Here is a 15808-nt window from a genome sequence, read left to right as displayed (position 1 = left end):
TTGTCAAGTCATGATTAGTGTATCAACTATTGTTTGACCCCACCCTCTCCTTGCAAGGGTAGGTTTTTAATATGATCTGTGAAGGCAAGACTAGGAAGACAAGGAAGGAAAGTGGACAAGGAAGATTTTATACGGACAATGATATTTTAAGGGGCTATTTTTATTACTAAAAATACAGACTTTGTACTGTTTTTCTCCCTTGTCACCTTGTCCACCTTGTCCACCAAGTCTTGTCCTTGTAAGGGGAGGGGACTGGATTTTATTGTTTCGGTGTCTTCCACAATCCTTCCCTGTTCCCTAATATAAAAATTACCTGTTTAATACTTTCCAAACATCCTCTAAGATAAAAATTACCTGTTGAAAAATTATCAAACATCCTCTAAATATATTGTGAAATATTAAATTACCGGCTGATAAAAACAAGATTAATTTTCCTTAGTTATCAGGGGAGATTATTGTTAATGATTCCTAGTAGCTATCTCTTCTGGTAGAAGGAATACTAGATGGGAATTAATAAATTATTGGTAACCCTTTTGATAATTTTAGGTATGAACATCATTGCTTGGATAATTCTGGGTTTAATTGCCGGGGCTATTGCTAAAGCTATTTATCCTGGTCGTCAGGGTGGCGGAATCATTGCAACTATGATCTTGGGTATTGTCGGTGCTTTAATCGGGGGAACTATTGCTACTCTGTTAGAAACAGGAAGATTACAAATTACTGCGGCGACTCTGAGTATTCCTGGTCTAATTGTCGCTATTATTGGGGCAATAATTGCCATCTTTTTATGGGATTTGCTCACTAGTAGGACTAGTCATTAGTTACCAACATAGCAATGGTAGTTATGAGATGCAAGTTAATAGGAGTAAATATTAAATACTCCACTTCTTTTATCAAGAGTGGAGTCACAAAAAAAATAGGAAAAAATCTGGAGATAACCTTGATTAACCTGTGATTTGCTCTAAACCTTTACCTTGGCTTTTGACCAGACACCAGTTTCATCTTCATCAAACTGTTCATGAACAGCTTCCCAACCGGCTTGTTCAGAGATTAACTCGTCACCGGTCTGCTCCAAAACGGCATTATAGCGAGTCATGAATGTTCCTTGAGCTGCTTGGGAAAGATGAGAGCGAACTTCCAAAGACAAGTCATCTGGACTGTTACATGGGCCAGAACAAGGATGAGTCAATGTTTTATCAGTTGTGTGAATTTCTTCACCACCAGAACTTTCGATCAGTAATTGAAATTCCCCCAGGCGATCGCTTGGCACTTCTGCCATTAATATAAACTGGCCAGCTTGTAAGCGTGTTTGATAAACTGTGGCTTTGTCTTCAGACATCCCCCAAGCTGTTAAGGCTGATACTAGTCCAGCGCCGGCGCTACCTGCGATCGCTCCACTAGCAGCACCTAGCAACAACGCACCTATCGGACCTGCGGCTACAATTGGGCCTACAAAGGGAACGAACAGTACGCCCACACCAGTTAGTAAGCTGAGAAACGAGCCAAACAATGAGCCAAAAATAGCTCCTGTTCTCAAGCCTCCTAGAATTACATCTTTCTTAGTAATAAAACCAGAAATTCGCGTTTCTGATTGGAAATCTTTGCCCATGACGGAAATATTATCTCTAGGTACACCCCTATCTAGTAAACGTCGAATCACCTGATCAATTTGCTTTTGTTCTTTGAATACGGCTGATATGGTACGTTCTGCTTGATAAACTTCTGGCACTTAAATACTCCTGAAAACTTATTTTGGCAATACTAGGGAGGTTGACTTCTATACACCCACAGGGGTTTTAGTTTCTGCTTCTGGTTGTGCACCGCTGGGTTCTAAGGCTTGTCCTTCAATGAATGAACGCAGCATCCAAGCCATCTGTTCATGCTCTTCCATGAGTCCAGTTAAAAAGTCAGCAGTTCCCTCATCATGAAACTGTTGACTACACTGATCCACATCGTCCCGCAAATTCCGAATTAGCTGCTCATGATCTTCTACCAATCGGGCTACCATCTCTGTTGCTAAGGGTAAATCACCGCTATGTTCTTTGAGGGTAGCAATCTTGAGAAATTCCCCCATTGTACCCACAGGGAACCCGCCCAAAGCCCGAATCCGTTCTGCTAAAGCATCAATGTTTTCAGTCAATTTCTCATACTGTTCTTCCCAAAGTTCATGCAAACTACGGAACTGAGGCCCTACAACATCCCAATGGTACTTTTTGGTTTTTACTATCAGAACGTAGGAATCTGCTAAGTCTTGATTCAACAGATTCATCACGCCCTGACGTTGTTCTTTTGTCAAACCAATATTAATTATACGCATTGCTTTCCATCCCTAAGCTAACCTATGTATAAATTTTCCGATATATAGATATAATCAACATCAACCAGGGGGAAGATCATTTCCGCATCATTAATTACCACCTATGGTGAGATTTATTTGTATCTCTTAATAGATAATTATTTATTTTTTAACCTGTTGCTAGTTGATTCTTAATCAACGTCCAATATTCTAATAGCAAGCTAACCTAATCATCACTGCCCAAAATTGTTAATGTAACTAGCAATACTTGGGGGGTTTTGTAGTCGGTAATGCTATTGACAGCTGCCAAAAGTCATGAGGTGTCAATCTAGTCAAATCCCTATGGTTTGTTGATTAACTAAGACCGTGAATTAGCAAACCTCAATACCAACTGGAAATTTCCAGCCGGGAAAACATTGCTTATGCTTTCCCATGATCCATTAATGACAGCACTTCTAATCAACCACGTAATCCTATGTCACAGTCCAACAACCCGAAAGTTACACTTATAGGTTTTGCTTCTCTTCCTGCTGATACTTTTGCTGATGGTCCATCATCAGGTAGTGCTATTACTGGTAATACCAATGGTAGAGTCATACCCTTTGAGCGCCAGCCCATACAGGGATTTAGTTCAGTCCAGAGAGCCGATGCTGATTCCTTCTGGTTAATGTCTGATAATGGTTTTGGTAGTAAGGCTAATAGCCCTGATTATTTACTGCGAATTTATCGCGCTACCCCCAACTTCCGCACCACCACTGGGGGTGATGCAACTGTTAATGTGTTGGGTTTTGTGCAACTATCTGACCCTGACAACAGGATTCCTTTCGCAATTGTTAACGAAAACACGAGCGATCGCCTGTTAACTGGTGCAGATTTCGACCTGGAATCCTTGGTAGTTGCAGCCGATGGGACTTTCTGGATTGGAGAAGAATTTGGTCCTTATCTCCTGCACTTTGATAGCACGGGTAAGCTATTACAGGCCCCCATTCCTACACCGAATTACGTCAGTTTAAATACTCTCGATGGTAAACCACCCATTGTGATTGGACATCGAGGAGCTAGCGGAGAACTACCAGAGCATACTCTAGGAGCCTATAAACTAGCCGTTGAACGGGGCGCTGATTTTGTTAAGCCTGATTTGGTTTCTACCAAGGACGGTGTATTAATCGCGCGTCACGAGCCGAATCTGATCGCCACCACTGATGTGGCCTCCCGTCCAGAATTTAGCGATCGACGGACTACCAAAATAGTTGATGGTGTTGCCGAAGAAGGTTTTTTTGCTTCTGACTTCACCCTAGCAGAAATCAAAACCTTACGGGCGATTATGCCCCAGGGCTACCGTCCTCAAGTATTTAATGGTATCTATGAAATTCCGACTTTTGAGGAAATCATTGAGTTAGTTCAACAGATAGAAGCTGATACAGGTAAGAAAATAGGTATTTATCCGGAAACCAAACATCCCACTTTCCACAATGACCTGGGTCTGTCCCTGGAAGAACCTTTATTAGCAACTCTAGAACAAACTGGTTTCACCGACCCCTCACGGATTTACATCCAATCCTTTGAAGTTGGTAACCTGAAAAAGCTGAGTCAACTAACGGATATTCCCCTAGTTCAGTTATTAGATGCAGGGGGTGTTAACTTAGATGGTTCATTAAGTGAAATTCAACCCTACGACTTTGTAGTGAGTGGCGACCCGCGCACCTATGCTGACCTGCGGACAGCAGCAGGACTAGAAGAAATCGCCAGCTACGCCTCTGGTATTGGCCCATGGAAACGGATGATTATCTCGGTTCAAGGGGTGGATTCTAATGGTGACGGTCTAGCGGATGATGTCAATGGTGATGGTGTAGTCAATGATGCTGATAAAACGACTACCTCACCTACAAGTCTGGTGCAAGATGCCCATGCTGCGGGTTTGGTGGTACATCCTTATACCTTCCGTAACGAAGGGAGGTTTCTAGCGGCAAATTATAACGGTAATCCAGCCCAGGAATATATAGATTTCATCCAGTTAGGCATTGATGGTTACTTTACAGACTTTCCGGGTACGGGTAACCAAGTGCGTGACCAATTAACTGGAGCGTTGGTTATTTCTCCTGATAACCCCAGTCTGTTACCTCCTGAATTTGCTACTTTAGACGGTACTGCACCTTTGGTGATTGGCCACCGGGGAGCTAGTGGTTTACGTCCGGAACACACTCTAGAAGCATATAAACTGGCGATCGCTGATGGTGCTGATTTCATTGAACCTGATTTAGTACCAACTAAAGATGGCTATTTAATAGCCCGTCATGAAAACGCCTTAGCACTTCTTAATCAAGATGGTTCAGTGAATAGAACTGTCACCAGTACGGATGTCAACGACCGTCCAGAATTTGCTGACCGCCTGACTACTAAAACCATAGATGGCCGTACATATAGGGGTTGGTTTAGTGAAGATTTCACCCTAGCAGAAATCAAAACCCTCAATTCCATCGAGCGGTTACCAGATTTACGGGGAACTAGCTTTGATAATGATGGGTTGAAGGTTCCCACCTTGGAAGAAATTATCGACTTGGTGAAGCAAGTAGAAGTAGAAACTGGTCGTAAAATTGGTATTTATCCCGAAACCAAGCATCCGACTTTCTTTGCGACCCAAGGTACTCTGTTAGATGGTACAACACCCATCAATATCAATTTGGGTCAAGTACTAATTGACACTTTAGTGGCAGAAAACTTTACAGACCCATCACGGATATTTATTCAGTCTTTTGAGGTAGGTAATCTCAAGGAATTGAAACAGACCATTATGCCTGCGGCTGGCGTTGATATCCCCTTGGTACAATTGCTGGGTGGTGCTAGTGGTCGGCCCTATGATTTCGTGGTCAGTGGTGACCCCCGCACCTACGGTGATTTGACTCGCCCTGAACAGTTAGCTGAGATTTCCACCTACGCCGCTGGTATTGGTCCTAACAAGCGCCTCATTGTCCCTAGTGTAGGTGGTCAACTCCAAGCACCCACTACCTTAGTACAAGATGCCCACGCAGTGGGGTTAGTTCTACACCCCTACACTTTCCGCGATGAAGATATTTTTCTGGCTGCGGAGTACAATGGTGACCCCAAACTAGAATATCAACAGTTCCTCGATTTGGGCGTGGATGGTTTCTTTAGCGATTTCCCCGGAACTAATAGCTTAGTTGTACAACAATCCCTGGGTGAACCGGTGTTCTCCAATCTGGCTCGGTCTCGGGGATTTGAAGGTATGGCTATCAGTCCAGACAAGAAAACCATCTATCCCATGCTCGAGGGTACTGTTTTAGGTGACCCAGCTAATTCTCTGCGGATTTATAGATTTGATGCCCAATCGAAGGAATTTCAGGGTCTGGTGGGCTACTACCCCATGGCACAACCTAACCATGCGATCGGTGCATTAACGGTGGTCAATGACAATGAATTTCTGGTGATTGAACGGGACAACGGTCAAGGTCCAACGGCTCAGTTTAAGAAGGTATTCAAGGTGGATTTCTCCCAAATTGATGCTAATGGTTTTGTGTCTAAGGAGGAAATCGTTGATTTACTCAATATCAGCGACCCCAATGATTTGAATGGAGATGGTAACACTATATTTACCTTCCCCTTCGTGACTATTGAGGCTGTGCTGGTGATTGATGAAAATACACTACTGCTGACTAACGATAATAATTATCCGTTTTCAGTGGGTAGACCACCAGCTATAGATAACAATGAAATCATTCTCTTACGTTTGGAAGATCCGCTAAATTTGCCCAGTCCTGGGGTGGTTATGGGTACAGCCAATAATGATGACCTCATCCTTAATAGTAATCAATCTGGAGTCACTGTTTTTACCGGAAATGGTAATGATACGGTGGAAGCTAGTTTGACATCAAATGTAACCGTTAATTCTGGTCGCGGTGATGATGTGATCTCTATGGGCAGTAACAGCTATGCAAGTGGTGGTGACGGAGATGATACCCTATATCTAGGGTCCCAGGGTGCTGTGGGTGGTACTGTGCTCGATGGGGGTCGGGGTAATGATACCCTGATGGTTGTGGAAGCGAACAGCACGAATATGCTCCTGGGTGGGGCAGACCATGACAGGTTACAGGTAGCAGAAGGCCGGGGTCAGATGCTCTTTGGTGGTTCCGGTCGGGATGTGCTGCGTTCTAGCCCGGATGGTCATAATCGGCTGTATGGGGGGTCTGGGGATGACCAATTGTTTTCTACGGTGAGCGATCGCCTGTTTGGTGGTGATGGTAATGATAGCCTCTATGCAGGTCAAGGGGGTAATAACTTACTCTGGGGCGGTGAAGGCGCAGATAACTTCTGGCTGGTGGTTGCTGGTTCTTTACCTAGTGCGACCAATGTAGTCAAGGACTTTGAGGTGGGAGTAGACCGCATCGGTATGGGTGGCATTACTTCTAACCAAGTAAATCTCCTAGGTCGGATGGGAAATACCCTGATTCAAGTTGGCGGTGCCGATGTGGCACTAATAGAAGGTATCAGCCCAACTCAGCTTGACTTGAGCAATACTCAGCAATTCCTCTTCATCTAACAAACATCGGTTGTCATCCCATCCCTATCTGTGGTGAATACTACGGAAGGGGTGGGGGTAAACCCGCCCACTGATTAAGTATGGCTATCAGCTTCTATGGGCAAATTATTGATCTTATGTGTTGGGGATTTGCCAAATCATGCGGATTAAGGTTATAACGACATGAGTATTCTTGCAAATTATAATTAAATAAATACCGTATGAATACCATCACCAGCACCATCCATATCTCGTAAATATTTGGTGGATTTATCTATGCTTATTTACTTGTATTCAAGTCATAAAGTATGCTATATGTGCCTCATACATCATAATAGCCAGATAATACCTGTAATCAATCCGCTACGGTTCACCCTGAGTTCTTAGCTAAACACACCTAATATAGGCGTGACATCTGGGCTGCTGTGTCTACCTAAGTGGAACCAATGAGTACGTAGTCAAGATTTGTTCATTGTTCTTTTGAAGACTATTGTTTATAAAGTGATATGACAGCAGTTATACAATCGGAAAACCTGTGGCAACAAACTACCAGTGACCTCAGTAATTTTTCCACAGCAGAAATTTTGCAATTGCTCGAAGAATACCAATTGCTACCAGCTTTAATCAAAGAAATGGTGATTGACCAGGCCATAGCCGACATTGACTGTACGCCAGAAGAAGAGAAAAGTGCCGGGGAACAATTGGCCCATCAATATCAACTCACTTCTGAGGAACTACGTCAGCGTTGGCTAGAACAAAATAATTTGAGTGATGAGAAATTTAGGGCCATAGCCATTCGCCAATTCAAACTGGAAAAATTTAAACAAATTACCTGGGGAGGGGATTTAGATGCTTATTTTTTCCAACGCAAATCTCAATTAGATCGGGTGATTTATTCCCTAATCCGGACTAATGATATTGGTGTAGCTCAGGAAATCTACTTCCGCATTCAAGCAGGAGAACAAACTTTTGGCGAATTGGCACGAGAATATTCTCAAGGACCAGAAGCACAGACCAATGGCTTAGTCGGGCCTGTAGAGTTACAATCCATCCATCCTATGTTAGGCAAAATATTGGCTAGTACCCAACCACAACAGCTATTAGCCCCTACTCAATTAGAGAACTGGATAGTCATTGTTCGCTTAGAAAAATTACTGCCATCTCAGTTAGACCCCACACTACGACAGAGGCTGTTGAATGAACGTTTTCAAGCTTGGTTAAAGGCTAAAATTGCCGATCATAATCCTTACAACACTTAAAAACTACTTGCGATATTGGTAAGACATAGTTATAACTATTCAACTACCAGGAAATTATCAATCAACGTCACCAGCTACTATAAGAATGACTTATACTAAGAGTACCTTTCAAGAATTTATTGCTAGTCTGGAAGGCTTTGAGCAATTACCAACTCAAGTAATTGCCGGGCTATCGGAAAAACTACAAGTTTGGCGCCAACGTACGGGGCGTAAAATTATTAGCCAAGAGCAACTCCCCGAACAAGTGACAATTCTGTTTGAGGGACAAATACGCTTATTAGGATACGACCCGCAAACCCAAACCCCCACTACCCTGAAATTGCTGCAACCAGGGTCAATTCTGGGGGAAATCAGCTTGTTACGAGAAGTAGCTTGTGAAACAGCGATCGCATCCACTGAAGTCATCTGTTTAAGCGTGAGTGCGGCGGACTACTTACAGCTTCTTGCTGCTTACCCAGAATTTGCCAATGTAAGGTTAAACCAAAGCCATTTGGCAGAAGTTTTTGATGTTTTGAGTCCCCAGATCAAACAGCAAGCCAACACAGTTTCTAACCTGCGAGAAATTACTGAGCAAGCCTTAGCAAATGTCCAAATAAATTACCTTAGTCCCGGTAAAAATCGCCACCACCAACTGGATAGAGAGAAAATCTGGTTTGTCAGTGGCGGTGGGACAGTCACCAACTCTCCCCCTGGATCTCCCTTAGAAGTGAGTGACTCCATTGAAGTCAAAGGAAAAATTCCCGCACGGTTAATTGGGTTTTCGCCGGCGGATTTATCGTTTTTAAATACTCATGAAGCGAGAGTTGATAACCATAAGGATACTCAAGGAATCGTCACCGTTGACTTAGATATCCCCTACATAAGATCTGGAGAACTTAGCCAGTCTCAACCATCCCCACAACAGAAAGGTCAACAAAAACGTCAAAATTACCCATTTTTTCGAGGTAAGGGGGAATTAGATACAGTTCTTGCTTGCTTACAAATGCTCTCGAAACACCTAAAAATGCCCTTTCGCCGGGAGGTGCTTCGTCGCATCTTAAATGAGCAAATCAAACGCCAAGGTAGTATATCCTTTCCAGCTTGTGCTTATGTAGGAGAATTAGTCGGACTCAAGTCCCAATTAATAGACCTACCCGTTGCGGCAATTGAGCGTATTCCTACACCAGCCATAATTCAGTATGATGGTAGTTATGCTGTTTTATATGAAACTAGCCCTAATAGTATTGTTGTAGGTGTTCCCTCCCAAGGAATTGTCCGCTGTAAAACAGCCGAATTTGTAGCCAAATTAAGTGTTGACGAAAACAACTTACCTCCCCAGGTGAGAGTTTTATTGGTAGCTACTACCAAAGAAACACCGCAAGAGCGCTTTGGTATCCAATGGTTTATTCCTTATCTTTCCAAGCATCGGCGAGTTCTCATAGAGGTTTTTATTGCTTCGTTTTTTGTCCAACTAGCCCAGCTAGCTAACCCCCTGGTCATTCAGTTAATTATCGATAAAGTTATAGTTCAAAATAGCATTAGTACCCTAAATGTTTTAGGGATTTTGCTCTTAGTGGTGGGTGTGTTTGAAGCCTTACTGACCACATTAAGAACTTATCTATTTGTCGATACGACCAACCGCATTGATATGAGTTTGGGGTCGCAAATTATCGACCACTTGCTGCGGTTACCCCTGCGTTATTTTGAACGCCGACCTGTAGGTGAACTAGCCACCCGCATCAATGAATTAGAAAATATTCGTCAGTTTCTCACTGGTACTGCTTTAACAGTAGTATTAGATGCGGTATTTTCGATAATTTATATTATCGTGATGGTGTTTTATAGTTGGCAGCTCACCTTAGTAGGTTTGGGTACAGTTCCTATATTTGTGCTCCTCACCTTAATTGCTTCCCCCACCATTAGCAAACAGTTACGTACCAAAGCTGAACGCAACGCCCACACTCAATCCTATTTAGTTGAGGTAATGTCGGGTATTCAAACAGTAAAAGCGCAAAATATTGAATTGCAATCGCGTTTCTCCTGGCAAGAACGTTATGCTCGGTATGTAGCCGCCGGGTTTAAAACCGTGATCACTTCCACCCTGGCTAATTCTACTAGTAGTTTTCTGAATAAACTTAGTAGCTTGCTAGTCTTGTGGATGGGTTCTTATTTAGTACTCCAAGGACAACTAACTTTAGGTGAGTTAATCGCCTTTAGGATTATATCAGGTTACGTAACTAGCCCCATATTACGTTTAGCGCAACTCTGGCAAAGCTTCCAAGAAACTGCTTTATCTCTAGAACGTTTAAGCGATATTGTCGATACACCAGAAGAAGCCGAAGCAGACCGCCAAAATATTCCCTTACCTGAAATATCAGGAAAGGTGACCTTTGACAATGTTTCCTTCCGGTTTCAAACCAGTGGACCGCTACAACTTTCTAATGTCAGCCTTGATATTCCATCGGGTAAATTTATTGGTATTGTTGGGCAGAGTGGTTCTGGTAAAAGTACCATGATGAAGTTACTGCTGAGACTATATGAGGTGGAGTCTGGCAGAATCTTGGTTGATGGTTACGATATTTCTAAAGTGGAACTGTATTCTCTGCGGCGACAGGTGGGGGTAGTTCCCCAAGAAACACTCTTATTTGATGGTACGGTCTTGGAAAATATTTCCCTGACGAATCCTGATTCTACCACCGACGAAATCATTGAGGCTGCTCGCATTGCGGCGGCTCACGATTTTATTATGTCCTTACCCAACGGCTACAACACAAGGGTAGGGGAGCGCGGTGCTGGACTTTCAGGGGGACAACGACAAAGAATTGCGATCGCTCGTTCTATTTTACAACGACCAAAACTATTAGTTTTAGACGAAGCCACCAGCGCTCTGGACTATCCCACAGAGCGACAAGTTTGTCTAAATTTAGCTCGAGCATACAAAGATAATACGGTATTCTTTATCACCCACAGGCTGAATACTGTCAGCCATGCAGATATGATTGTTGTCATGGAGAATGGTAGGGTTATAGAACAAGGAAGCCATCAAGAATTAATGGCTGCTAAAGGTAATTATTTTCATCTTTACCAACAACAAGAAGTTAATTCTTAAATGCATTCAAAACTTGACCCCCAATAAAATAACAAAAATAACATCATCATGATTCAACTTAATGGCAATGGTAACGGTAAGAAAAAAACCGGATTAAATCCCGAATCAGAGGTACTTACATCTCCGGTGAAAGTTCCTAGTCGGCCTGTAGCAAATCCTAACTATGTTAATTTTGATCAAGCAGTTTTGTTGCGCCAGTCGCCAATTTTGTCACGCACAATTATGCTGTCTTTGATATTGTTAGCTTGTTTTGGAATTACTTGGGCTTATTTCGCCAAAATTGAGCAAGTAGTCCCTGCTACAGGTCAACTCAAGCCGCAAGGGAGTATCAAAGAAGTTCAAGCCCCTGTGAATGGGGTGGTAAAATCGGTTCATGTCAAAGATGGGCAAAAAGTCAACCCTGGAGACTTGCTGCTAACTTTTGAAACTGTGGCTACTGTTGCTGAATTAGATTCATTAAATAACATTCGCCAAGCCTTAATTGAGGAAAACGAAATTTATCGTCGCTTAATGGCAAATAGTTATACAACAGCATCAGAATTGGAGTTTATCCGGGCTAAGTTACCAGCAAATGCCGAATTTCTGTTAAAAAGTAGGACAGCGTTAGTTAATGAAAATGAGTTGTTACGTGCTGAATTGAGTAACTTGAATACAGTTGCAGGTTTAGGAGTTGATGAACAGCAACGGTTACAATTTGCTCAAAAAGAATTTGATTCTCGCTCCGCAGCAGCACAGTTGGAAGTAGAGAAAACGAGAAAAGAACTGGCTCAAATACGAGTGAGAAAGAGTGATACTCAATCTAGCTTGGCTATCCAGCAACAGATTTTAGATAAAATTAAAATCTTAGCAGAAGAAGGTGGTATCTCTCAGCTACAGTATCTCAATCAGCAACAACAGGTACAACGCCTCACCGCTGAAGTAGACCAATTAGAGCAGGAGTTACAACGTCTACAGTTTAGCATTGAGCAAAGACAGGAACAACTCAAAAATACTGTAGCTGCATCCGGTAAAAGTGTTTTAGAAAAAATAGCTGATAATAAAAAACGTATTGCCGAAATCGATAGCCAATTCATGAGAATTTTGCTAAGTAATGACCAAAGATTGGCAGATGTAAATAGTAAAATCTCTCAAGTTCAGTTAAACTTTGAATATCAAGAACTTCGCGCTCCTGTGGGCGGAACAATTTTTGAATTACAAGCAAAAACACCTGGTTTTGTAGCCAATGCTAGTCAAACCTTGGTGCAAATTGTGCCTGATGATAACTTTCTGGCTGAGGTATTTATCACCAATAGAGATATTGGTTTCGTCCGGGAAGGAATGAAGACTGATGTGAGAATTGAGTCATTTCCTTTCAGTCAGTTTGGCGACATTAAAGGACAAGTGACTAGTATAGGCTCTGATGCATTACCACCAGACCAAATATATCAATTTTATAGATTCCCCGCTACAATTAGTTTAGATAAACAATATTTAGATGCTCATGGTAGAAAGATATCCTTGCAGTCGGGAATGTCAATCTCCGCTAATATTAGAGTCCGTGAAGACCGTACAGTCATGAATCTATTTACTGAGATGTTTAATAAACAATTTGATAGTTTGAAAGAGGTACGTTAATTTTTTCAGTAGGGTGGGTTAGTGCGGTTGTTAACCCACCATGAAGAATAATTGAGATTTATGGGACTTCAATGGGAATCAAACCGTTTTCTGGCAAATAGTCGCGGAAACATCCTTCATCAGCCAATACTAAAATCAGACGCACGGGATAATCTGGGGAAATTTGCAAATCAGCCCACGGTACGGCAATTTCTAAGCAATTCTTGAAAGCGACTTGGGCGCGGCTAAAACGGGGATACCATTGATGGTGTTCTGCGGCTTCGTGAAACTGAATTGATTCGGTGAGTAAGTTAATTTCTAAATGGTGGTGGTACAGGTAGTTAAGGGGGGGGATATCTGGCACATCTGCCATGATGATGGGGCTATTGTGCATTGTTCTATGGGGATAGAACCACAACAAATTCAACTCTTGAGGTAAATCTCGTCCGGGGATAACGCCATTTTTAAAGTCCACCCGCACATAGAAATTTAGGTGATCTACGCCATACCACAGTCTCTGAATGACGCTGCTATTGTGCATGGTTCCCCGCGCCCCGCCGATTTCTATGCGTCCGGCTTTGTCCCAGTCCTGTTCATCACCTTTACCATCAATGACCGGATGAATAAACCCTTGTGGCTTATGGTCGGTTCGGGCTGCGTGAATCTCTAGAGGTTTCTGGAGATAAGAGGGTGCTGGTTCATTTAAGGCTGTGTAAATTCCTAATAGGTGTTCCCGAAATAACTGGTCAAATATGGCATCTTGATTTGAAGAATGTCCTTCGCCAAACCACCAGAACCAATCGGAACCCTCGGCAGCGTATAAGGCTTCCCATGCTTCTGGGTTGTTTTCTTCGGTGGCTTCGGGATGTTGGGCGAGGGTTTCTCTGGCGTGGGTTAGGTAGTCCCAGGCACGATTTTTTACAGGGTCACCAATCCAGGTAGTAAAGCTACCATCTACCCAAGAACCACTATGTAGCTGTTCGGCGGGAATAGTGGTAGTGGCGGGAAACTTTTCGAGAAATTCTGAGACGGTGACAAGTTTAAGATGGGGTTCGTTGCTGAGGGTTTGATACAATGCTTCTAGGAAGGGTTTACCATCTTGGGGGTAAAATTCCCAGCAGTTTTCTCCATCTAAGGCAATGGTAACTAGCCAAGGTTCTTCGCTGTGGCTTTCTCTTTGCATTTTCGCGATCGCTTGCAGGTGTCCCACTAGGTCAGCTACGGCCTGTTTGGGGGGCATGGAACTGTAGGTAAAGCCAATTAAATCTGATAATCTGTGGTCACGAAACACAATTGCTACATCACCGGCGGGAGTTGCCAAGCGATAGGGTCTGTATAATAATTCTGGCTCCTGGACGTTTCCGGCTGCATCCCGGTGAAAAAAGTGTTTCAGCGACCACCCTAAAGCCGCTTCATCTGAGCAAATCCACTTAAACCCTTGTTTAATAATATATGGCAAAATTTCCGGGCTGACTGATTGTTCTGAAGGCCATAAACCCCGTGGTTCTTGCCCAAAACGGTCTGTATATAGGTCCCAAGCCTTTTGTAAGTGGCGCTTAATGTCGTGGGGCCAGTTAAACCGTCGCTGAGGTAGTCTCATTTCGGGTACTGCTACTCGCCCTGAGTTGGTATCAGCTAGTAAGGGTAAAATGGGGTGAGTGTAGGGGGTGGTGGTGACTTCTAGCTGTCCGGATGCTTGCATTTTCCGGTGCTGGGGGATAATCCGGCTGAGAATTTCCCTCTGTTTGGTATATATGCGCTGGCGATCGCTTAAGGTAAAATTACGTCCTTGTTCTAACCAAGCGGCAATTTCCGGGTCATCCCAAAACAGGGGATCAATCCACGCCAGATTATGCCAAGCCAGTAAATCGCCGTAATCTGCTAACTGCCAATTAGCTAAACACCAATCTTGCCCTTTTTCCTGTCTTTGGTAATACAACTCGGCATAACGGGGATGGGGGTCGATCAAGGTATGATGGTTAGCATCAAAAAAGTGTTGGATAATAAATTCTCGTTGTTGGTCAGTTATCTGTGCATCTGGGGTTAAACTCGCCGTGAGATAGGGGTCAAAAGCAGTGCCAGCAATGTAATCTTCCAGTTGTAAAATTAATGACGGCACTAAATTTACTGTCTGGTGTAATTTCGGATATTTTTCCAGAATTAATATTAAATCTAAATAATCTTTAGTGCCATGCAATCGCACCCAAGGTAGGCGATAATGCTGACTGGTAGAAAGGGAAACGCCGCTGTTAGGGGACTTGTACAGCGGCTGGTGTTGATGCCAAATAAAAGCGATGTGTAATGGATGAGACATAGTGAATTATGGTATATACAGAATGGGGTCTGGGTAATGGGGACAAGGAAATACCCATCCCCATCACCCCAGACACTAAACTACTTGCTCAATTTCTGCGATTTCCGGAATCATTTCCTTAAGGCGACGTTCAATACCCATTCTCAAGGTCATGGCGGAACTGGGACAAGAACCGCAAGCACCTTGTAATCTCAGTTTCACAATTGGCCCTTCCAGTTCTACCAGTTCCACGTTACCCCCATCAGACATGAGGTAAGGGCGCATTTCATCTAAAACTGTTTCGACGTTTTCAATTGTCAGTTCCATTTGATACCTCTGTTGTTAGGAAAATTGTGATCTTCAAACTTGAATCACTTAATTTTAGATATAATTTACCTTAGATTAGAGATTTGACGGAGCTACCCAATCAAGCTTCATGATCGTCTCTTGGTATATTACCAAAGTGTGAAACTTAACGGCAAAATCTTCTCACCCACAGCAAAACCAGCCCCGGATCTATATCTCTACCCTAAGATAGATGACAAACTGACAGTTATTCTAACTTAAAGTTATTTACACTTGTATAAATTTTAATAAACTGTCTGCTAAATTACTAACAGCTATCCTCTATATTTAAATTTCTGCCCTTGTATATCCCCTAGTTTCCCATGTCCAGACTTTTGATTAGCCAGTACCAAGCAGAAGTAGCCAAAATTATCCAGTTTGGCGGTTCCCGTAAAGAAAC

At 42.9% G+C, this 15808-nt stretch carries 9 protein-coding genes; 5 read left to right on the top strand and 4 right to left on the bottom strand.

The window, feature by feature from the left end; all coding sequences use genetic code 11:
- Positions 1–548 precede the first annotated feature (548 nt).
- Entirely contained in the window at positions 549–821 is a 273-nt protein-coding gene (locus PN447_RS12105) for a GlsB/YeaQ/YmgE family stress response membrane protein (RefSeq protein WP_271763285.1), read from the top strand.
- Positions 822–961: 140 nt separating this feature from the next.
- Here PN447_RS12105 and PN447_RS12100 read toward each other — a convergent pair whose 3' ends face one another.
- Positions 962–1729 (bottom strand): ChaB family protein, encoded by a 768-nt coding sequence (locus PN447_RS12100; protein WP_271763283.1) that lies wholly within the window; start codon positions 1727–1729, stop codon positions 962–964.
- A 48-nt stretch (positions 1730–1777) separates the two neighbouring features.
- On the bottom strand, positions 1778–2317 hold the full coding sequence (locus tag PN447_RS12095) for a Dps family protein (protein ID WP_271763281.1): 540 nt from the start codon (positions 2315–2317) through the stop codon (positions 1778–1780).
- A gap of 418 nt (positions 2318–2735) precedes the next feature.
- Here PN447_RS12095 and PN447_RS12090 point away from each other — a divergent pair, with 418 nt between their 5' ends.
- The 4 genes from PN447_RS12090 (at position 2736) to PN447_RS12075 (ending at position 12791) form a co-directional block, all read left to right on the top strand.
- Positions 2736–6851, top strand: a complete 4116-nt coding sequence (locus tag PN447_RS12090) for a glycerophosphodiester phosphodiesterase family protein (RefSeq protein WP_271763284.1) — start codon at positions 2736–2738, stop codon at positions 6849–6851.
- 485 nt (positions 6852–7336) lie between these two features.
- The gene (locus PN447_RS12085) at positions 7337–8089 is read left to right on the top strand and encodes a peptidylprolyl isomerase (protein ID WP_271763280.1); all 753 of its coding nucleotides are present in this window, start codon (positions 7337–7339) and stop codon (positions 8087–8089) included.
- A gap of 85 nt (positions 8090–8174) precedes the next feature.
- Positions 8175–11177 carry a peptidase domain-containing ABC transporter gene (locus PN447_RS12080; RefSeq protein WP_271763279.1) on the top strand — a complete coding sequence of 1001 codons (3003 nt, stop codon included), beginning with the start codon at positions 8175–8177 and terminating at the stop codon, positions 11175–11177.
- A gap of 48 nt (positions 11178–11225) precedes the next feature.
- A complete protein-coding gene (locus PN447_RS12075; RefSeq protein WP_271763277.1) occupies positions 11226–12791 on the top strand; it encodes an HlyD family efflux transporter periplasmic adaptor subunit in 1566 nt (521 codons plus the stop codon).
- 58 nt (positions 12792–12849) lie between these two features.
- Here the strand turns inward: PN447_RS12075 and PN447_RS12070 are convergent, their stop codons facing one another.
- Both PN447_RS12070 and PN447_RS12065 read right to left on the bottom strand, forming a co-directional pair.
- On the bottom strand, positions 12850–15084 hold the full coding sequence (locus PN447_RS12070; RefSeq protein ID WP_271763276.1) for a glycoside hydrolase: 2235 nt from the start codon (positions 15082–15084) through the stop codon (positions 12850–12852).
- A gap of 75 nt (positions 15085–15159) precedes the next feature.
- Positions 15160–15390, bottom strand: a complete 231-nt coding sequence (locus PN447_RS12065; protein ID WP_271734137.1) for a NifU family protein — start codon at positions 15388–15390, stop codon at positions 15160–15162.
- Positions 15391–15808: the final 418 nt, after the last annotated feature.

It is taken from the genome of Anabaena sp. CS-542/02 (genome assembly GCF_028331085.1).
Classification (GTDB): Bacteria; Cyanobacteriota; Cyanobacteriia; order Cyanobacteriales; family Nostocaceae; genus Anabaenopsis; species Anabaenopsis arnoldii.
This window is presented reverse-complemented; position numbering and strand designations above follow the sequence as displayed.

Excerpts from the sequence above, each read along its gene's own strand:
- PN447_RS12065 (WP_271734137.1), bottom strand. The coding sequence starts at position 15,390 with ATGGAACTGACAATTGAAAACGTCGAAACAGTTTTAGATGAAATGCGC.
- PN447_RS12105 (WP_271763285.1), top strand. The coding sequence starts at position 549 with ATGAACATCATTGCTTGGATAATTCTGGGTTTAATTGCCGGGGCTATT.
- PN447_RS12085 (WP_271763280.1), top strand. The coding sequence starts at position 7,337 with ATGACAGCAGTTATACAATCGGAAAACCTGTGGCAACAAACTACCAGT.
- PN447_RS12070 (WP_271763276.1), bottom strand. The coding sequence starts at position 15,084 with ATGTCTCATCCATTACACATCGCTTTTATTTGGCATCAACACCAGCCG.
- PN447_RS12080 (WP_271763279.1), top strand. The coding sequence starts at position 8,175 with ATGACTTATACTAAGAGTACCTTTCAAGAATTTATTGCTAGTCTGGAA.
- PN447_RS12095 (WP_271763281.1), bottom strand. The coding sequence starts at position 2,317 with ATGCGTATAATTAATATTGGTTTGACAAAAGAACAACGTCAGGGCGTG.
- PN447_RS12075 (WP_271763277.1), top strand. The coding sequence starts at position 11,226 with ATGATTCAACTTAATGGCAATGGTAACGGTAAGAAAAAAACCGGATTA.